Source organism: Neobacillus drentensis, from assembly GCF_036962125.1.
Taxonomy (GTDB): Bacteria; Bacillota; Bacilli; order Bacillales; family Cytobacillaceae; genus Neobacillus; species Neobacillus drentensis_B.
In genome coordinates, this window is record NZ_JBALOA010000015.1 from 232,982 (window position 1) to 252,047 (window position 19,066).

Sequence of the window (19,066 nt, forward strand, 5' to 3'; positions counted from 1 at the left end):
ATAGTGACATTGAAAGAGGTTGGCTTGGATGCCGCCTCTTCTTTATTTGGTATTTAAACCATAAAGATGTATTGCAATTTAGAAGGCATGAAAAATTTAAGGAGGTAGTAATTGTGCGTGTAGATGGAAGAGAGCCGTTACAACTAAGACCCATACATATTGAAACTAATTATTTAATGCACCCGGAAGGTTCTGTCCTAATCTCTGTAGGAAATACGAAAGTGATTTGTGCTGCGAGTATCGAAGACAGAGTACCTCACTTTATGAGAGGGGAAGGCAAAGGATGGATTACGGCTGAATATTCGATGCTGCCACGAGCAACAGAAACAAGGAACATTCGCGAATCTTCCAAAGGGAAAGTATCCGGTCGAACAATGGAAATTCAGCGGCTAATCGGCCGCGCCCTTAGAGCTATTGTTGATTTAAGTGCTCTGGGTGAGAAAACAGTGTGGATTGATTGTGATGTAATCCAGGCAGATGGCGGAACCCGAACGGCTTCGATTACAGGGGCCTTCGTCGCGATGGCTCTCGCTTTAAATAACTATACCGCGAAAAAATCCTTTGCAAAGTTTCCGATTACGGATTATTTAGCAGCAACAAGTGTGGGGATTTTACAAGATAATCAAATTGTTCTAGATTTAAATTACGCCGAGGATTCAAAAGCACAGGTCGATATGAATGTGGTCATGACTGGGTCCGGTGAATTTGTTGAACTGCAGGGAACGGGTGAGGAATCAACTTTTTCATATGAACAATTACAAGGTTTGCTAAGTGCTGCTCAAGAAGGATTGATGGAACTTTTTGAACATCAAAAAGAAGTCCTGGGTGAAGAAATCACCAGAAAGATAGAATCACGAAAACAAAAATAAGAGGCGATTAAAATGAAAGAAGTTATTATTGCAACGAAAAATCCCGGCAAAGCAAAGGAATTTGAACATATCTTTGCTTCAAGAGGGATTACGGTTCAAACTTTGCTAGATTTTCCAGAAATTCCTGAAGTCGAGGAAACTGGTACGACCTTTGAGGAAAATGCCACCTTGAAGGCGGAGACTATCTCCAAAGCATTAGGAAAAATGGTTATTGGGGATGATTCGGGATTGATTGTGGATGCCCTTGAAGGAAGACCTGGAATTTATTCAGCGCGTTATGCAGGGGAACCAAAGAATGACCAAAACAACACAGATAAAGTACTCTCTGAATTAGCAGGGATTCCTGAGGAAAAGCGGACCGCAAGATTTTATTGTGCTTTGGCAGTCGCTGTTCCTGGCCAAGAAACAATAACGGTGTCAGGTACTTGTGAAGGCCGTATCCTCGAGGACCAAAGAGGTACAAATGGATTTGGTTATGATCCCGTTTTTTATGTGCCAGAAAAGGGCGTAGCGATGGCCGAACTATCGTCGGATGAGAAGAATAAAATCAGCCATCGAGCGAATGCGTTGAAAAAGCTGGATGTGAACTTGGATTCTATTTTGGAAAGAGCAGAGCAGTAATGAGCAAGGTTTTAATTGTTAGTGATAGCCATGGACTGACGAAGGAACTAAGTGTGATAAGAGAAAGACATGTGAATGAGGTCGATTTAATGATTCACTGCGGTGATTCAGAATTGCCACCAGATCATCCAGTGATGTCTGGCTACCTAACCGTTTTGGGGAATTGCGATTTTGGGGGCGGGTATCCATTAGAAACGATTTCTGAAGTGGCGGGGAGGAAATTTTTCATTACTCACGGCCACCGTTATTCAGTTAAATCGTCCTTAATGAATTTAAAATACAAAGCAGAGGAACTACACGCTAGCATCGTCTGTTTTGGTCACTCACATATCCTGGGCTCAGAAGTAATTGATGGAGTGTTATTTTTAAATCCAGGCAGCATCCGTCTGCCGAGAGGGCGAATCGAAAAAACTTATCTTGTCCTTGATTTACTTGATGAAAAAATTAAAATGTCAGTTTTGGAAGTAAGCGGACGAGAAATTGCGGAGCTAGCCAGAGAGTTTGTCCTGCCATAAATAATAGGGAGATTTTCCTCTCCCTTTTTTTTCTTTTAAAAAAATAATCGAAAGTCTGTTGACTTTTTGATATTACGGTAATATAATAAATCTTGTCTTAAACAACTTATATGTCCCAGTAGCTCAGCTGGATAGAGCAACGCCCTTCTAAGGCGTGGGTCGGGAGTTCGAATCTCTCCTGGGACGCTATACTACATAGAAAAGAAACTCACTTTAATAAGTGGGTTTTTTTCTGTTTTGAAGAATAATCATACCCCAACTACAATTAATATATAAGAAATTTTTTTTTGCCTTATTTTTATGTTACACTATTTTCCAAGACATTTTGAAGGACGGATTTTATGAAAAAAAGGGAACCTGTGAAAAAAATAGATAATATCATCTTTTTTCCCGGACTTGAAAAAAGATTAACTGACAAAGGTCTCGAAAACTTAGAAAAGAAAAAATACACAGAAGCGATAAACTTATTGGAGCAAGCAAGAGAACATGACCCTGAAAATGATGAAATATTGATCGGGCTGGTTCTCGCTTATTTTGAAGCTTCATCTTTTAAAAAAGCAAAAGCACTCGCCAAGGAAATGCTTCATCAAGGGATTGGTGACTACCTGCAAATGGTCGACCTCTATTTGACCATCCTTATTCAACTTCATGAATACCAGGAAATCGTCACAACGGTAGAAGCGCTATTAGATGAAAAAGAGATCCCGCCTGAAAAGCATGATCATTTCCTTACCATTCTTCAATTTAGTCGAAGAATGGCAGAGAATCGGCATCTTGATCTCGATGAACCGGAACCTGAGGAAGCACCAGTCAAAAAGCTAAACCTGCTCGCAGTTGATAACCCAAATGAACAAATGCTCCTCGTTTCTAATCTAGCCGATAAAAATATCCGTCCCTATCTCCCTGAAATTGCTGATTATTTAGAAGCGGAAGCAGGACATCCATTTTTAAAAACCATTCTTTTAACTCTATTAAAAGAGCAGGAAATTGATAGAGAATTATCGATCAAGAAGTTTGGATTGGAGAGAAAAGTTATCCCAACACAACTTCAGGAAATTAGAGAAGAACCTCGAATGAATGAGGTAAAGAATCTATTAGAGACTCGACTTGAAAGTGAAAATCCCGTACTTTTTGAAAATACTCGTGAAATGGTTGAGCGCAATTTTTTTATGAGTTATCCTTTTGAATTAGAGCCTCATAATACTCTTGCATGGGCTGCAGCCTTTCACCATTTAGCACAAGACTATATGGGGATGAATTCAAGGATTGACCGGCTCTCACAAGAATATGCAGTTACAGAGAGGGAAATAGTGGAAGCAATAACCCATATTGAGCTAATTGAGAAAATTTCTTATCCTAATATATAGGCTTCGCTGTTGAAAGAAAACAATCCTATGTTATAATGTAGTGGTTGCATTGTGTAAAAAACTATATTTTACATTTAAAAGAAGGAAATAGACTTGATGGACAAGTAATTTCCAAACTACTCAAATTCGTTTCGAATGATATGAGAATAGATTGTTGGAGGGAAAAGGTATGTCAGTAAAATGGGAAAAATTAGAAGGTAACCGTGGCGTTCTTACTGTTGAAGTAAGTGCGGAAAAGGTCAACGAAGGACTAACTGCGGCATTTAACAAAGTTGTTAAACAGGTAAATGTTCCAGGCTTCCGTAAAGGAAAAATGCCTCGTCCAATGTTTGAAAAACGTTTTGGTGTGGAATCACTATACCAAGATGCATTAGATATTCTACTTCCAGAAGCATATGGAAATGCAATTGACGAAACAGGAATCGAGCCAATCGATCGCCCTGATATCGACATTGAGCAAATGGAAAAAGGCAAAGAACTTATCTTCAAAGCTACTGTTCAGGTTAAACCAGAAGTAACTTTAGGCGAATACAAAGGCCTAGAAGTAGAAGAGTTTGATACAACTGTTACTGACGAAGATGTTGCTAGTGAATTAAAAACTCTTCAAGAGCGTCAAGCTGAGCTTGTTATCAAAGAAGAAGGTACAGTAGAAAATGGCGATACAGTTGTTCTAGATTTCGAAGGCTTCGTTGATGGCGTTGCGTTTGAAGGCGGAAAAGCTGAAAACCATTCACTTGAAATCGGATCTGGATCATTCATCCCAGGCTTTGAAGAGCAATTAGTAGGATTAGCTGCTGGTGAATCTAAAGACGTGGAAGTAACATTCCCTGAAGAATACCATGCTGCTGAACTTGCTGGTAAGCCTGCAGTATTCAAAGTAACTGTTCATGAAATTAAAGGAAAAGAACTTCCTGAACTTGATGACGAGTTTGCAAAAGACGTGGATGATGAAGTTGAAACATTAGACGCTCTTAAAGAGAAAATCAAAACTCGTTTAGAAAACAGCAAACAACACGAAGCTGAGCATCATTTACGTGATACAGTTGTTGAAAAAGCTGCAGAAAATGCAGTAGTAGAAGTTCCAGAGGTTATGGTTAACAGCGAAGTAAACCGTATGCTTCAAGAATTCGAACAACGCTTACAAATGCAAGGTATGAACCTTGAACTTTACTTCCAATTCTCAGGTCAAGATGAAAATGCTTTACGTGAGCAAATGAAGGAAGAAGCTGTCATTCGCGTTCGTACTAACTTAACTTTAGAAGCGATTGCTAAAGCTGAAAACCTTGAAGTAACTGACGGAGATGTTAATGCTGAGCTTGAAAACATGGCTGGTATGTACAACATGACCGTTGATAGCATTAAACAAGCTCTAGGCGGACTTGAAGGCATCAAAGCAGACCTTAAACTTAAAAAAGCAGTAGACTTTCTTGTTGAAAACAAGAAGTAATAACTAGAATATTGCAAGGCACGATATAGATCGTGCCTTGTTTTATACATTTTTACAAATACATATTATAATAAGAAGTAGGAACAATTTTTACAATGGGCAGGAAATGCTTTCTGAAAAAGCGAATTAAATATAAATAATTTCCAGACAGCTTTGAGATTTATTTTTATCAGAATGGTTAAGATTAAAGAATACATAAGTTTTTCTAATGAACTACACAAACAAAATGAAAACCATATTTACCTAAGCTTTTTATTTCCAGTCCATTGGCTTTATGTGATACAATGCAAAATACATACTATTCAATAAATAGAGAAAAACTTGATTTTGTTTGTGTAATTCACTGCTTCTCATAGGTACTAACACGTTTTAAGGGGTGAAAGGATTTGTTTAAATTTAATGATGAAAAAGGACAATTAAAGTGTTCCTTCTGTGGGAAAACGCAAGATCAAGTTCGTAAATTGGTTGCTGGGCCAGGAGTTTACATATGTGACGAATGTATTGAACTTTGTACAGAAATCGTTGAGGAAGAGCTTGGCACAGAAGAAGAAGTAGAATTTAAAGATGTACCAAAGCCGAAAGAAATTTGTGAGATTCTTGATGAATATGTAATTGGTCAAGATCAAGCGAAGAAATCACTTTCTGTCGCCGTTTATAACCACTATAAGCGCATCAATTCCAATAGCAAAATAGATGATGTTGAGCTTGCGAAAAGTAACATCTGTATGATTGGACCAACAGGAAGCGGTAAAACGTTATTAGCGCAAACTCTAGCTCGTATTTTGAATGTACCATTTGCAATTGCTGATGCTACTTCACTTACCGAAGCTGGCTATGTTGGGGAAGATGTTGAAAACATCTTATTAAAGTTAATTCAATCTGCTGATTATGATGTAGAAAAAGCAGAAAAAGGGATTATTTATATTGATGAAATTGATAAAATTGCCCGTAAATCTGAAAATCCTTCAATTACAAGGGATGTTTCTGGTGAAGGCGTTCAACAAGCATTATTAAAAATTCTTGAGGGTACAGTTGCAAGTGTTCCTCCACAAGGTGGAAGAAAGCACCCGCATCAAGAATTTATCCAAATCGATACAACAAATATTCTATTTATCTGCGGTGGAGCATTTGATGGGATTGAACCGATTATTAAGCGTCGTTTAGGCCAAAAAGTAATTGGTTTTGGATCAGATATTAAACAGCAGGAAGTTTCACAGAAAGAACTGCTTTCTAAAGTACTGCCAGAAGACTTACTTCGCTTTGGATTAATTCCAGAATTTATCGGTCGTCTTCCTGTAATTGCGAGTCTAGAGCAGTTAGACGAAGCAGCATTAATTGAAATTTTAACGAAGCCGAAGAATGCGCTTGTTAAACAATATCAAAAAATGCTTGAAATCGATGACGTAGAACTTCAATTTGAAGAGGGTGCACTAACTGAAATTGCCAAAAAGGCAATTGAACGCAAAACAGGTGCCCGTGGTCTACGCTCAATTATTGAAGGAATTATGCTTGATGTCATGTTTGACCTCCCTTCACGCGATGACATTTCTAAATGTGTCATTACCAAAGAAACGGTCATTAACAATGGCGTTCCAAAGCTTTTATTAGAAGATGGAACCGTTGTTGAAGAAAAATCCGCATAAACAATTGAAGACCTGGCATATGCCGGGTCTTTTTCTGTTCTTTTTGGTTTATTCCACCTCACTGCAGGAAATACTTATTAATATATATTTAGTAATAAGTTGAAATGCAGGAGGGAAATGTATGAGTTGGACGGGGATTGCCTTATTTATACAGCTATTTTTCGGAATTATTATCGGGCTGTATTTTTGGAATTTGCTGAGGAATCAGCGTACACAAAAAGTATCAATCGATCGGGAATCCCGGAAGGAAATGGAACAACTGAGGAAAATGAGATCCATTTCACTATCAGAACCACTAGCAGAAAAAGTGAGGCCATCAAGCTTTCAAGACATTGTTGGGCAAGAAGATGGAATTAAATCATTAAAAGCAGCACTATGTGGACCGAATCCTCAGCATGTCATCATTTATGGACCACCTGGAATTGGAAAAACAGCCGCTGCACGACTTGTGTTGGAAGAAGCGAAAAAAAATCGTAAATCGCCATTCAAACCTGAATCCGTCTTTATCGAATTAGATGCAACAACAGCACGATTTGATGAAAGAGGAATTGCAGATCCGTTAATTGGTTCCGTTCATGACCCGATTTATCAAGGTGCAGGTGCGATGGGACAAGCGGGAATTCCGCAGCCAAAGCAAGGAGCCGTTACCAATGCACATGGCGGCGTTCTTTTTATCGATGAAATAGGTGAATTGCATCCTATTCAAATGAATAAACTTTTAAAAGTACTAGAGGATCGGAAAGTGTTCCTCGAAAGTGCCTATTATCATGAGGAAAACAACCAGATACCTACCCACATCCATGATATATTTAAAAACGGACTGCCGGCTGACTTCCGGTTAATTGGGGCCACTACCAGAACACCGAGTGAAATACCGCCTGCGATTCGTTCACGCTGCATGGAGGTTTTCTTCCGAGATTTAAATCAGGAAGAAATCGTCGAAATTGCCAATAAAGCAGCCAAAAAAGTCAATCTTCAAATCAATGAAACAGGCGTTAATATCCTTTCAAATTATGCAAGAAATGGGCGTGAAACAGTTAATTTAATTCAGATCGCAGCCGGTCTCGCGATAACGGAGGATCGTAATTATATTAAGGATGAAGATATTGAGTGGGTCATTCATGCCAGCCAGATGTCACCGCGAATGGAACGGAAAATTAATGACTTTTCTCATGTTGGCCTAGTGAATGGATTGGCTGTGTATGGCCCGAATTCAGGTGCACTCCTTGAAATTGAAGTAACCGTCATTCCTGCAAAAGATAAAGGGACGATTAATATTACAGGTATTGTCGATGAGGAAAGTATCGGTGGACAAGGGAAATCGATTCGTCGCAAAAGTATGGCGCGTGGTTCGATTGAAAATGTTATTACTGTTTTACGGTCAATGGGTGTACCAGCCAATGATTTTGATATCCATGTCAATTTCCCTGGGGGCGTTCCAATTGACGGCCCATCGGCGGGGATCGCAATGGCAACTGGAATTTACTCGGCAATCTATAAAATCCCAATTGACAATACCGTCGCGATGACGGGTGAAATAAGTATCCATGGGAATGTGAAGCCGATTGGCGGTGTTTATCCAAAGGTTAAAGCGGCCAAAAAAGCTGGGGCGAAAACAGTGATTATTCCTGAGGAAAATATGCAAACCATCTTAAATGAGATCGAGGGAATCAAAATTATTCCGGTTTCCCATCTACACGAAGTATTTGAGATTGCCCTTATTAATGACTATCAAAAAATTGAGGCAATCCCTGCATCAATAGAGTTATCCAAAAAAGAGAGTATCTAATGAGAAGCTTCGGTTTGTGGTTACTTAGCAAACCGAAGCTTTTTTGCCTAATTAAGCAAAAGAATTCCACCATCAACCTAGAAAGAATTCGGAATGATTGGGGAAGATAAACGTATGCTGAAGAGAGGATTCATCTACATTCTCTAAAAATAGACACTGAAAAATAAATAGGATAGAATTGTACAAAGACCATTCTGATTTTGCTATGAAAAATTGTTTGCATGTGGAGGTGCAGTAATTTGACGAAAAAGAACGAATTGATCGTCCCCCTCCTGCCGCTTCGAGGATTGCTCGTCTATCCGACAATGGTCCTTCATTTAGATGTAGGACGTGAGAGATCAGTACAAGCACTTGAAAAAGCAATGGTAGATGACCATTTAATTTTCTTAACTACTCAAAAGGAGGTTTCAATTGATGACCCTTCTGAAGAGGATTTATACACGATAGGTACATTAACGAGAGTTAAACAAATGCTTAAACTGCCCAATGGGACAATAAGAGTATTAGTCGAAGGATTAAATCGCGGGGAAATCGTTTCATTCCATGATGAAGAAGATTACTATGCGGTAACGATTATTACGCATGATGACCCAGAAACCAAAGATGTCGAGGATCAAGCCTTAATGAGAACGATGCTTGACTATTTTGAGCAATACATAAAATTATCGAAGAAAATTTCTGCAGAAACGTATGCTTCTGTTGCAGATATCGAAGAGCCTGGCAGAATGGCCGATATCATTTCTTCCCATTTACCAATTAAACTGAAAGAAAAGCAGGAAATCCTTGAGACGACAGATATTAAGGATAGAGTAAATAAAGTAATTGACATTATTCATAATGAAAAAGAAGTCCTAAATTTAGAAAAAAAGATTGGTCAGCGTGTCAAACGTTCAATGGAACGGACGCAAAAAGAGTATTACTTGCGCGAGCAAATGAAGGCGATCCAAAAGGAATTAGGCGATAAAGAAGGAAAAACGGGTGAAATCTCTGACCTCACCAAAAAAATAGAGGAAGCTGGTATGCCCGAACATGTTCTAAAAGCTGCCCAAAAGGAATTGGAACGCTATGAAAAGGTACCAGCAAGCTCAGCAGAAAGTGCAGTCATTCGTAACTACATCGATTGGCTCATTTCCATCCCATGGTCGAAGAAAACCAATGATGATATTGACATCCTTCGTGCCGAAAAGGTCCTAAATCAGGACCATTATGGTCTTGAAAAAGTGAAGGAACGTGTCCTCGAATATTTAGCTGTTCAAAAGCTGACTAATTCATTAAAAGGTCCGATCCTTTGTTTAGCAGGACCTCCAGGTGTAGGTAAAACAAGCCTTGCTCGTTCGATTGCTACATCGCTCAATCGCAATTTTGTCCGTGTTTCTCTTGGCGGGGTTCGTGATGAATCCGAAATTCGCGGTCATCGAAGAACGTATGTAGGTGCAATGCCGGGCCGAATCATCCAAGGAATGAAAAAAGCAGGAACGATTAATCCAGTATTCTTACTTGATGAAATTGATAAAATGTCTAGTGATTTCCGTGGGGACCCATCAAGCGCCATGCTTGAAGTTCTTGACCCGGAACAAAACAGTAATTTTAGCGATCATTATATAGAAGAAACCTATGACCTATCAAAGGTTATGTTTATTGCCACCGCCAACAATTTATCTACCATTCCAGGACCGCTATTAGACAGAATGGAAATTATCACGATTGCTGGCTATACCGAACTTGAAAAGGTTCATATTTGTAGAGATCATTTACTTCCAAAACAAATCAGAGAAAATGGCCTATCCAAAGGAATTCTTCAAGTTCGCGATGATGCGATTCTAAAAGTGGTTCGTTATTATACCCGTGAAGCTGGCGTTCGAAGCTTAGAACGTCAAATGGCCACTATTTGCCGAAAAACAGCAAAAATTATTGTTTCAGGTGAGAAAAAGCGTGTAATTATTACGGAAAAGAATGTTGAAGAGTTTTTAGGAAAAACAAGGTTCCACTATGGTATGGCAGAGTCCAAAGACCAAGTTGGGGTGGCAACGGGGTTAGCTTACACAACAGTAGGGGGTGACACTCTTCAAATTGAAGTGTCGTTAGCTCCAGGTAAAGGGAAGCTTGTTTTAACAGGGAAGCTTGGCGATGTCATGAAGGAATCGGCGCAAGCTGCGTTTAGTTATATCCGTTCTAAAGCGGACGAACTAGGCATTGATGAAAACTTCCATGAAAAATATGATATCCATATTCATGTTCCAGAAGGTGCCGTTCCAAAGGATGGACCATCTGCAGGAATTACCATGGCAACGGCGCTAGTATCCGCATTATCGGGCAGACCGATTCGCCGCGAAGTGGGAATGACGGGAGAGATTACGTTAAGAGGAAGAGTTCTTCCGATTGGCGGTTTAAAAGAAAAAACGCTTAGCGCTCATCGAGCCGGCTTAACCAAAATTATTCTACCAAAAGATAATGAAAAAGATATTGATGATATCCCTGAAAGCGTAAGGAATGAACTGGATTTTGTCCTTGTTTCCCATGTGGATGAAGTCTTACGGCATGCCCTTTTAGAAGGTGAAGTTCAATGAAGGTAATCAGTTCAGAGATTGTCATCAGTGCAGTAAAGCCAGAACAATATCCAGAAACGGATTTACCAGAATTTGCGCTCGCAGGTCGTTCTAATGTCGGCAAATCATCCTTTATCAATAAGATGCTTAACCGAAAAGGACTGGCGAGAATTTCCTCTAAACCGGGAAAAACGCAGACGTTAAATTTCTACTTGATTAATGAAATGCTTCACTTTGTCGATGTTCCTGGGTATGGGTACGCAAAGGTTTCTAAATCGGAGCGGGCCGCATGGGGAAGAATGATTGAAACTTATTTTACCTCGCGCGAGCAACTAAAAGCGGCCGTGCAAATCGTTGACCTAAGACATCCGCCCTCAAAGGATGATGTGATGATGTATGAGTTCTTAAAGCATTACGAAATTCCATGTATCATCATTGCAACAAAGGCCGATAAAATCCCAAAAGGGAAATGGCAAAAGCATTTAAAAATCGTCAGAGACACCTTAGATGTGGATAAAAATGACCAAATGATTCTTTTCTCCTCGGAAACAGGACTTGGAAAAGATGAAGCATGGTCGGCATTACAAAGTTTTATGTAAAAAAAACGCCTGGCATTTGCGCCAGGCGTCATTTTTTTTTCTTAAGCAGAAAATAAATACCAACAACAATGAGGAGCGCGGGCCAAAACTTCCACACAAAACTCATCCCGTTTTGCAGTAGATCAAAATAAGCAGTAATTTTATCATAAAATAACAGAAGAACAGCTAAAATAAGAAAGAGAAAGGCTTGGAACAACCCGGAACCCGTCTTTTGAAACCGTAGAAAAAAGCCAACAGAAATAATTAATATTAACATCCCAATCGTGTTAGTTGGCCAAAAGGGCAACTTGCCGACAAGATGAAAATGAAGTCCAAAACCTGCCATGATGACTCCAGGAAGAATGGCCTCAAACTCGTTTGCAGAATATCCCTGACCTAAAAAAGCAATTCCGACAATAATCAGCAGCGTCGGCCATGTAAAAAATTGTTGAAAAATAGTTATACCGGTTTGCTGCAAAAGAAAGTAAGCACCAAAACCGATGAGAATAATCCCAGGGAAAATTCGTTGATTCTTCATAAAAAACACCACACTTCCAGTAAGGTTCACTTGAATCTCGTCCATTTTTTTGATACTGTACATAAGGAAGTATTATAAGAAAATATCTTTAGCAATTAAGAAAGTCTAAAGGAAACCATGCTAATGTATCCTTATCAGTATAACTTTTCCTCAACTTTTCTTTAATATATTAACATATAGTTTCGTTTTCTGTTCACATTTTTCGAGTAAAAGTCGAAATTGCTCGTGATATAATCATACTAGTTAAGTTGTAATATCTATTGGGGGTGTCCTTACAAATGCATACATTAGTGATTGGTATAAACTATAAAACTGCCCCTGTTGAAATTCGTGAGCGGTTATCATTTAATGAAGCCGATCTTGCGGATGCCATAAAAAAGTTGAATACTAAAAAAAGCATCCTAGAAAACATCATCCTGTCTACATGTAATCGGACGGAAATTTATGCGGTGGTCGATCAATTACATACAGGCCGCTATTATATTAAAGAATTTCTTTCTGAGTGGTTCGGAATTGAACAAAAAGAATTTTCGCCTTTTTTATTTGTTTATGAAGATGATGGGGCGGTAGATCATTTATTTAATGTAACATGCGGACTTAATTCCATGGTATTAGGGGAAACACAAATCCTTGGGCAGGTTCGTACTAGCTTTATGTTGGCGCAGGAAGAAGGAACTACGGGTACGGTGTTTAACCACTTGTTTAAACAAGCGATTACTCTCGCTAAACGCGGACATTCAGAAACGGATATCGGTGCAAATGCGGTTTCTGTCAGCTATGCAGCAGTAGAGTTAGCCAAGAAAATATTTGGCTCGCTTGCTAATAAACATGTATTAATTTTTGGTGCAGGAAAAATGGGAGAATTAGCTGCCCAAAACCTTCATGGCAATGGCGTGAAAAAAGTAACCGTTATTAATCGTACCTTTGAAAAAGCGGTGGACTTAGCGAACCGCTTCAGCGGTCAAGCGAGAACAATCGCAGAATTAGAGAAAGCATTAGTTGAGGCTGATATCTTAATTAGTTCAACTGGTGCCAAGGACTTTGTCATTTCAAAAGAAATGATGGTAAAGGTAGAGAAAAAGCGGAAGGGTAAGCCATTATTTATGGTCGACATTGCCGTACCTCGCGACCTTGACCCAAGAATCGGTGAGCTCGAGAACATCTTCTTATATGATATTGACGATTTAGAGGGAATTGTTGAGGCGAACCTGCAAGAGCGCAAGAAAGCAGCTGAACGAATCATGCTTATGATCGAAAAGGAAATAGTCGACTTCAAGCAATGGCTTGGCATGCTGGGTGTGGTTCCAGTAATTTCTGCTCTTAGAGAAAAAGCCCATGAAATTCAATCTGAAACTATGGTAAGTTTGGAAAGAAAACTGCCAAATTTATCGGAACGAGATTTAAAAGTATTAAATAAGCACACAAAAAGTATTATCAACCAGCTCTTAAAGGATCCTATTTTACAAGCAAAAGAATTGGCTGCTCGTCCTGATGCAACTCAGGCAATGGATCTATTCATGAAAATCTTTAATATTGAAGAGCTTGTTCAGGAACAACAATCGAAAGCAGCCGAAACCAATCTAATACCGGTTACAACACCGCGGGCTTCCTTTCAGTCATAAGGGGTAAATTCTATGTTTAATGTCTTTATGACAAGGCTTCACGAATTAACCGTTGTTCTATATGCCTTCAGTGTGTTGTTATATTTTTTCGATTTTCTACACCATAACCGGAAGGCAAACCGCATTGCTTTCTGGTTACTTGCATTGGTATGGATTTTACAAACGGTATTCCTCGGAATCTATATGTTTAAAACAGGCAGGTTCCCAGTATTAACGATTTTTGAGGGACTTTATTTTTATGCTTGGATACTTGTAACATTGTCCATTGCGATCAATCATTTGTTACGTGTTGATTTTATTGTCTTCTTCACAAATATTCTTGGCTTTACGGTAATGGCAATTCATACCTTTGCTCCGATCCAATATAGTTCGCAAATCATGGCGAAGCAGTTGGTATCAGAGCTGCTATTGATTCATATAACGATGGCGATCCTTTCATACGGTGCATTTTCACTTTCTTTTGTTTTTTCGTCATTATATCTGCTTCAATATGATTTATTAAAAAGGAAAAAATGGGGAACCAGGCTTATTCGGCTGGCCGATTTAGATAAACTGGAGAAATCCTCTTACATATTGGCCGTTATTGGTGTTCCGATGCTTCTGCTTAGTCTGATTTTAGGGCTGCAGTGGGCCTTCCTAAAGGTTCCGGGGATGCCATGGTACGATATGAAAATCATTGGTTCATTTTTGTTATTAATAGCTTATAGTATCCTTTTATACTTGCATATTACGAGAAATTTATCTGGAAGAAATTTAGCTATTTGGAATTCTGCTGCATTTTTAATTGTCTTAATTAACTTTTTCTTATTCGGCCGATTATCATCTTTTCATTTATGGTATGCATAGCGCAAACCACAGGAGGAAACAATCATGAGAAAAATCATTGTAGGTTCTAGACGGAGCAAACTAGCTTTAACACAAACAAATTGGGTGATGGACCAACTAAAGAAGTTGGACCCGAGTTTCGAATTTGAAGTAAAAGAAATCGTCACCAAAGGGGACCAAATCCTTGACGTTACACTTTCAAAGGTTGGCGGCAAAGGATTATTTGTCAAAGAAATAGAGCAGGCTATGCTTGATAAAGAGATTGATATGGCTGTTCATAGTATGAAAGATATGCCAGCTGTTTTACCGGAAGGACTGACAATTGGCTGCATTCCTTTCCGTGAAGATCACCGTGATGCGCTCATCTCAAGAGGGCATGTAAAGTTAAAAGACTTAAAGCCAGGTGCAATTGTCGGAACGAGCAGTCTGCGCCGCAGTGCTCAATTGTTAGTAGCTCGCCCAGATTTAGAGATCAAATGGATTCGTGGCAATGTTGATACACGATTAGCCAAATTAGAAACAGAAGAGTACGATGCGATTATTTTAGCAGCTGCAGGACTTTACCGTCTTGGCTGGGCTTCAGACGTCGTTACAGAATTCTTAGATGCAGACCTTTGTATCCCTGCAGTGGGTCAAGGAGCATTATCAATCGAATGCCGTGAAGATGATAAAGAACTACTAGAACTTTTTGAAAAATTCACCTGCAAAAAAACCGAAAGAGCCGTTCGTGCGGAGCGTGCCTTCCTTCAAAAAATGGAGGGTGGCTGTCAGGTGCCAATTGCTGGTTTCGCTTATGTAGCTGAAAATGATGAAATTGTCCTTAATGTTTTGGTTGCTTCACCAGAAGGACATGAGATCATTAAAGAAGAAGTTAGAGGACAAAATCCAGAAGAGCTTGGTGTTCAAGCCGCTGACCTACTAATTCAAAAGGGTGGTAAAGACCTAATTGACAAGGTGAAACGGGAGCTCGAAGGTCAATGATCCAATCGTTACCTTTGCTTGATAAAAAAGTTCTTGTTCCAAGAGGAGAAAATCAAGCAAAATCCTTTTCAGAGCTTGTTGAAAGGTATGGAGGGATTCCAATCGAAATCCCTCTAATTGCCTTTCGTCCGATTGAAAAAAATCAGCGCCTGCACGAATGTTTGCAGGCACTTGATACATATGACTGGATAATTCTTACTAGCAATGTCACAGTAGAAACCTTCTTTTCTTTTTTTAAAGAAGAAAAAGTCGACAGTGTTTTACCTAGGATTGCTGTCATTGGCAAAAAGACAGCAGAGGTTTTGAATACAATGGGATTTTCACCAGAATTCGTTCCTTCCGCTTATGTTGCGGAAACGTTTGTGGAGGAATTTGGCCCGCTTCTTAGTAGGGGGTCACGGGTGCTGCTTCCAAAAGGTAACCTTGCCCGCGAATACATCTCTAGTTCTTTAACTAAACTTGGTGCTCAGGTGGATGAGGTTGTCATCTATGAGACCTATATGCCTGAGGAAAGTCGAGACAGGTTAGCAGCGATGTTAGCGGAAAATAAGCTCGATATTCTGACGTTTACAAGTCCATCGACGGTTGACCATCTCATGGAGATCGTCAATGAGCATGGACTACATGAGCAGCTAAAGAAGTGTCTGATTGGTTGTATTGGGCCTGTTACTGAGAAAAAATTACGTGCTTGGGGTTTAACTGTCCATGCCTCACCGAAAGAATTTACCGTTAAAGAAATGATTAAAAGTACGATTGCTTATTTAGAGATGGAGGAATAATAAATGGAACTTCAATTTAAACGTCACCGCCGCTTACGTTCAAGTGCAAGTATGCGTTCGCTTGTTCGAGAAAATCACTTGAAAGCGGAGGATTTTATTTATCCGTTATTTATTTATGAGGGTGAAAACATCCGTAATGAAGTCTCATCCATGCCTGGGGTATTCCAAGTATCGATGGACCATCTCGAAGCCGAAATGGAAGATATCGTTGCTCATGGAATTAAGTCAGTGTTATTATTTGGAATTCCGAAAACGAAGGACGCATGCGGCGAGCAAGCTTATCATGATCATGGAATCGTCCAGGTAGCGACTCGCTTTATTAAAGAAAAGTTCCCTGAAATTATTGTTGTTGCCGATACTTGTCTTTGTGAATATACCAGTCACGGACACTGCGGTGTGGTTGAGGGTGAAAAGATTCTAAACGATCAATCCCTTGAATTGCTTGTAAAAACGGCAATCGCTCAGGCCGAAGCAGGGGCAGACATTATTGCACCATCTAATATGATGGACGGCTTTGTAGCGGCCATTCGTGCGGGCTTGGATGAAGCTGGGTTTACTGAAATTCCAATCATGTCGTATGCTGTCAAATATGCCTCAGCATTTTACGGTCCATTCCGTGAAGCCGCTGCAGGCGCGCCACAATTTGGCGATCGTAAAACCTATCAAATGGATCCTGCCAACCGGTTAGAAGCATTTAGAGAAGCAGAATCAGATGTAGCTGAAGGCGCTGACTTTTTAATCGTAAAACCAGGGATGCCATACCTTGATATTGTTCGTGATATGAAAAATACTTTTAATTTACCGATTGTTATTTATAACGTAAGCGGTGAATATGCAATGGTTAAAGCAGCTGCACAAAACGGCTGGATTGATGAGAAAAATACCGTGCTTGAAATGTTACTCGGCATGAAACGTGCTGGTGCAGATTTGATCATCACCTACGCTGCAAAAGATGCCGTTCGCTGGTTACGCGAAGATCAATAATTTGAAAAGAGGGAACAAAATGCGTTCGTATACAAAGTCGATTGAAGCATTTAAAGAAGCCCAAACACTCATGCCTGGCGGAGTGAATAGTCCGGTACGTGCATTTAAATCAGTGAATATGGACCCGATTTTTATGGAACGGGGCAAGGGTTCTAAAATTTATGATATAGATGGCAATGAATACATTGACTACGTCCTTTCATGGGGACCACTCATTCTTGGTCATACTAATGATCGTGTGGTGGAAGGCTTAAAAAAGGTAGCTGAACTTGGAACAAGCTTCGGTGCTCCAACATTAATGGAAAATAAATTAGCTAATCTTGTGATTGAACGTGTACCATCCATCGAAGTGATTCGCATGGTATCTTCAGGAACGGAAGCAACAATGAGTGCGCTTCGCCTAGCAAGAGGATATACAGGACGTAACAAGATTTTAAAATTTGAAGGTTGTTATCATGGTCACGGAGATTCCCTTTTGATTAAGGCGGGTTCTGGGGTCGCTACACTCGGTTTGCCTGACAGCCCAGGTGTACCTGAAGGTATCGCTAAAAACACCATTACAGTGCCATACAATGACTTAGAAAGTGTCAAGTTTGCGTTTGAACAATATGGTGATGATATTGCTTGTATTATCGTTGAACCTGTTGCTGGAAACATGGGGCTGGTTCCGCCGCTTCCAGGGTTCTTAGAAGGACTTCGTGAAATTACCACGGCTAACGGCGCATTGCTTATTTTTGATGAAGTCATGACCGGCTTCCGTGTTGGTTATAACTGTGCCCAAGGCTATTTCAATGTAACACCTGATATCACTTGTCTTGGTAAAGTAATCGGTGGGGGACTACCTGTTGGAGCTTACGGTGGTAAAGCGGAAATCATGAAGCAGATTGCACCAAGCGGTCCAATTTATCAGGCAGGTACACTGTCTGGTAACCCACTTGCGATGACAGCTGGCTATGAAACACTAAGTCAATTAACTCCGGAGCATTATAAGGAATTTATCCGCAAGGGTGATTTGCTGGAAAAAGGCTTCAAAGCAGCTGCAGAAAAATATGATATTCCGATTACATTTAACCGTGCCGGTTCGATGATTGGCTTCTTCTTTACTAATGAGGATGTTATTAACTATGAAGTCGCTAAAACATCTAATTTGGAATTCTTTGCTGCTTATTATCGTGAGATGGCTCTTCAAGGGATCTTCTTACCGCCATCCCAATTTGAAGGCTTGTTCTTATCCACAGAGCACTCAGATGAGGACATCGAAAAAACCATCCAAGCAGCTGAAATTGCATTTTCAAAGCTTAAATAATTGTTCGTATGGGGCACCCACTGTTATAGTGGGTGTTTTTTTGTATTGTTAGAAACCTAATTAGTTGAGCCAGTCTAGGGACAGGCTTTTTGAAGTGGGGAATGCGGAGTGAATTGAGATTGGCGGAATTCAATGGAGTTTTGGCGGGATTACTGTTGAAGTTGGTGGAATAAAGTCCGAGTATGGCGGAATAAATTAGATCTTCGGTGGGATTCCTGCTCAGTTTGGCGGCATCGCCTCTCATCAAAAGAAGAGAGCAACCTTGCATATAAAGAGAAATCAAGGCCAGAGCAGTCTTAAAAAAGGTAACAAAAAAGCCGCTTGGCGGAATCGAACTTAGTTTTGGCGGATCACCATTGAAGTTGGCGGAATAAAGTCTGAGTTTGGCGGAATAAATTAGATATTCAGCGGAATCCCCCCACAGTTTGGCGGAATCGCCTCAAATCAAAAGAAAAGCCGCAACCTTGCAAATAAAGAGAGATCAAGGCCTGAGTAGACATAAAAAAGGTAACAAAAAAGCTACTTGGCGGAATCAAACTAAGTTTTGGCGGGATTACTATTGAAGTTGGCGGAATAAAGTCTGAGTTTGGCGGAATAAATTAGATATTCGGCGGAATCCCTGCTCAGTTTGGCGGAATCGCCTCTCATCAAAAGAA

General features: G+C 39.9%; 16 protein-coding genes and 1 tRNA gene. 16 read left to right on the top strand and 1 reads right to left on the bottom strand.

Annotation, left to right across the window (positions count from 1 at the left end):
* Positions 1–113: 113 nt before the first annotated feature.
* The 10 genes from rph (at position 114) to yihA (ending at position 11,396) form a co-directional block, all read left to right on the top strand.
* The gene (rph, locus tag V7121_RS15640; RefSeq protein ID WP_335499079.1) at positions 114–869 is read left to right on the top strand and encodes a ribonuclease PH; all 756 of its coding nucleotides are present in this window, start codon (positions 114–116) and stop codon (positions 867–869) included.
* Between the two features lie 12 nt (positions 870–881).
* Positions 882–1,490 (top strand): XTP/dITP diphosphatase, encoded by a 609-nt coding sequence (locus V7121_RS15645; protein WP_335547143.1) that lies wholly within the window; start codon positions 882–884, stop codon positions 1,488–1,490.
* Positions 1,490–2,005 (top strand): metallophosphoesterase family protein, encoded by a 516-nt coding sequence (locus V7121_RS15650; RefSeq protein ID WP_335547145.1) that lies wholly within the window; start codon positions 1,490–1,492, stop codon positions 2,003–2,005. The genes V7121_RS15645 and V7121_RS15650 overlap by 1 nt, the downstream gene beginning before the upstream one ends.
* A gap of 112 nt (positions 2,006–2,117) precedes the next feature.
* A tRNA-Arg gene (locus V7121_RS15655) sits at positions 2,118–2,191 on the top strand.
* A gap of 155 nt (positions 2,192–2,346) precedes the next feature.
* Positions 2,347–3,372, top strand: a complete 1,026-nt coding sequence (locus tag V7121_RS15660) for a tetratricopeptide repeat protein (RefSeq protein ID WP_335547147.1) — start codon at positions 2,347–2,349, stop codon at positions 3,370–3,372.
* A 169-nt stretch (positions 3,373–3,541) separates the two neighbouring features.
* Positions 3,542–4,819, top strand: coding sequence for a trigger factor (tig, locus tag V7121_RS15665; RefSeq protein WP_335547149.1), 1,278 nt, complete (start codon positions 3,542–3,544; stop codon positions 4,817–4,819).
* 386 nt (positions 4,820–5,205) lie between these two features.
* On the top strand, positions 5,206–6,462 hold the full coding sequence (clpX, locus tag V7121_RS15670) for an ATP-dependent protease ATP-binding subunit ClpX (RefSeq protein WP_335499089.1): 1,257 nt from the start codon (positions 5,206–5,208) through the stop codon (positions 6,460–6,462).
* A gap of 121 nt (positions 6,463–6,583) precedes the next feature.
* A complete protein-coding gene (lonB, locus tag V7121_RS15675; RefSeq protein ID WP_335499091.1) occupies positions 6,584–8,251 on the top strand; it encodes an ATP-dependent protease LonB in 1,668 nt (555 codons plus the stop codon).
* Positions 8,252–8,490: 239 nt separating this feature from the next.
* On the top strand, positions 8,491–10,818 hold the full coding sequence (gene lon, locus V7121_RS15680; RefSeq protein ID WP_335547151.1) for an endopeptidase La: 2,328 nt from the start codon (positions 8,491–8,493) through the stop codon (positions 10,816–10,818).
* Positions 10,815–11,396, top strand: a complete 582-nt coding sequence (gene yihA / locus V7121_RS15685; protein ID WP_335499096.1) for a ribosome biogenesis GTP-binding protein YihA/YsxC — start codon at positions 10,815–10,817, stop codon at positions 11,394–11,396. The genes lon and yihA overlap by 4 nt, the downstream gene beginning before the upstream one ends.
* A gap of 28 nt (positions 11,397–11,424) precedes the next feature.
* Here the strand turns inward: yihA and V7121_RS15690 are convergent, their stop codons facing one another.
* A complete protein-coding gene (locus V7121_RS15690) occupies positions 11,425–11,913 on the bottom strand; it encodes a LiaI-LiaF-like domain-containing protein (RefSeq protein ID WP_335547153.1) in 489 nt (162 codons plus the stop codon).
* Between the two features lie 278 nt (positions 11,914–12,191).
* Between V7121_RS15690 and hemA the strand changes: the two genes are divergently transcribed.
* Genes hemA through hemL form a run of 6 tightly spaced genes read left to right on the top strand, consistent with a single transcriptional unit; the run spans position 12,192 to position 18,410 of the window.
* Entirely contained in the window at positions 12,192–13,535 is a 1,344-nt protein-coding gene (gene hemA, locus V7121_RS15695; protein WP_335499101.1) for a glutamyl-tRNA reductase, read from the top strand.
* Between the two features lie 12 nt (positions 13,536–13,547).
* Complete coding sequence (locus V7121_RS15700) at positions 13,548–14,381, top strand: cytochrome C assembly family protein (RefSeq protein WP_335499103.1); 834 nt, start codon at positions 13,548–13,550, stop codon at positions 14,379–14,381.
* A 24-nt stretch (positions 14,382–14,405) separates the two neighbouring features.
* Positions 14,406–15,341, top strand: a complete 936-nt coding sequence (gene hemC, locus V7121_RS15705; RefSeq protein ID WP_335499104.1) for a hydroxymethylbilane synthase — start codon at positions 14,406–14,408, stop codon at positions 15,339–15,341.
* Positions 15,338–16,120, top strand: coding sequence for a uroporphyrinogen-III synthase (locus V7121_RS15710; RefSeq protein ID WP_335499107.1), 783 nt, complete (start codon positions 15,338–15,340; stop codon positions 16,118–16,120). Before hemC ends, V7121_RS15710 begins: the two co-directional genes overlap by 4 nt.
* A 3-nt stretch (positions 16,121–16,123) precedes the next feature.
* Complete coding sequence (gene hemB, locus V7121_RS15715) at positions 16,124–17,104, top strand: porphobilinogen synthase (protein WP_335547155.1); 981 nt, start codon at positions 16,124–16,126, stop codon at positions 17,102–17,104.
* Positions 17,105–17,123: 19 nt separating this feature from the next.
* Positions 17,124–18,410, top strand: a complete 1,287-nt coding sequence (hemL, locus tag V7121_RS15720; protein ID WP_335547157.1) for a glutamate-1-semialdehyde 2,1-aminomutase — start codon at positions 17,124–17,126, stop codon at positions 18,408–18,410.
* The last annotated feature ends 656 nt before the right edge of the window (positions 18,411–19,066 follow it).

Bases quoted from the DNA above. Each gene is read 5' to 3' on its own strand.
- V7121_RS15645 (WP_335547143.1), top strand. From the start codon at position 882: ATGAAAGAAGTTATTATTGCAACGAAAAATCCCGGCAAAGCAAAGGAA.
- V7121_RS15650 (WP_335547145.1), top strand. From the start codon at position 1,490: ATGAGCAAGGTTTTAATTGTTAGTGATAGCCATGGACTGACGAAGGAA.
- V7121_RS15660 (WP_335547147.1), top strand. From the start codon at position 2,347: ATGAAAAAAAGGGAACCTGTGAAAAAAATAGATAATATCATCTTTTTT.
- tig (WP_335547149.1), top strand. From the start codon at position 3,542: ATGTCAGTAAAATGGGAAAAATTAGAAGGTAACCGTGGCGTTCTTACT.
- lonB (WP_335499091.1), top strand. From the start codon at position 6,584: ATGAGTTGGACGGGGATTGCCTTATTTATACAGCTATTTTTCGGAATT.
- yihA (WP_335499096.1), top strand. From the start codon at position 10,815: ATGAAGGTAATCAGTTCAGAGATTGTCATCAGTGCAGTAAAGCCAGAA.
- V7121_RS15690 (WP_335547153.1), bottom strand. From the start codon at position 11,913: ATGAAGAATCAACGAATTTTCCCTGGGATTATTCTCATCGGTTTTGGT.
- hemA (WP_335499101.1), top strand. From the start codon at position 12,192: ATGCATACATTAGTGATTGGTATAAACTATAAAACTGCCCCTGTTGAA.
- V7121_RS15700 (WP_335499103.1), top strand. From the start codon at position 13,548: ATGTTTAATGTCTTTATGACAAGGCTTCACGAATTAACCGTTGTTCTA.
- hemC (WP_335499104.1), top strand. From the start codon at position 14,406: ATGAGAAAAATCATTGTAGGTTCTAGACGGAGCAAACTAGCTTTAACA.
- V7121_RS15710 (WP_335499107.1), top strand. From the start codon at position 15,338: ATGATCCAATCGTTACCTTTGCTTGATAAAAAAGTTCTTGTTCCAAGA.
- hemB (WP_335547155.1), top strand. From the start codon at position 16,124: ATGGAACTTCAATTTAAACGTCACCGCCGCTTACGTTCAAGTGCAAGT.
- hemL (WP_335547157.1), top strand. From the start codon at position 17,124: ATGCGTTCGTATACAAAGTCGATTGAAGCATTTAAAGAAGCCCAAACA.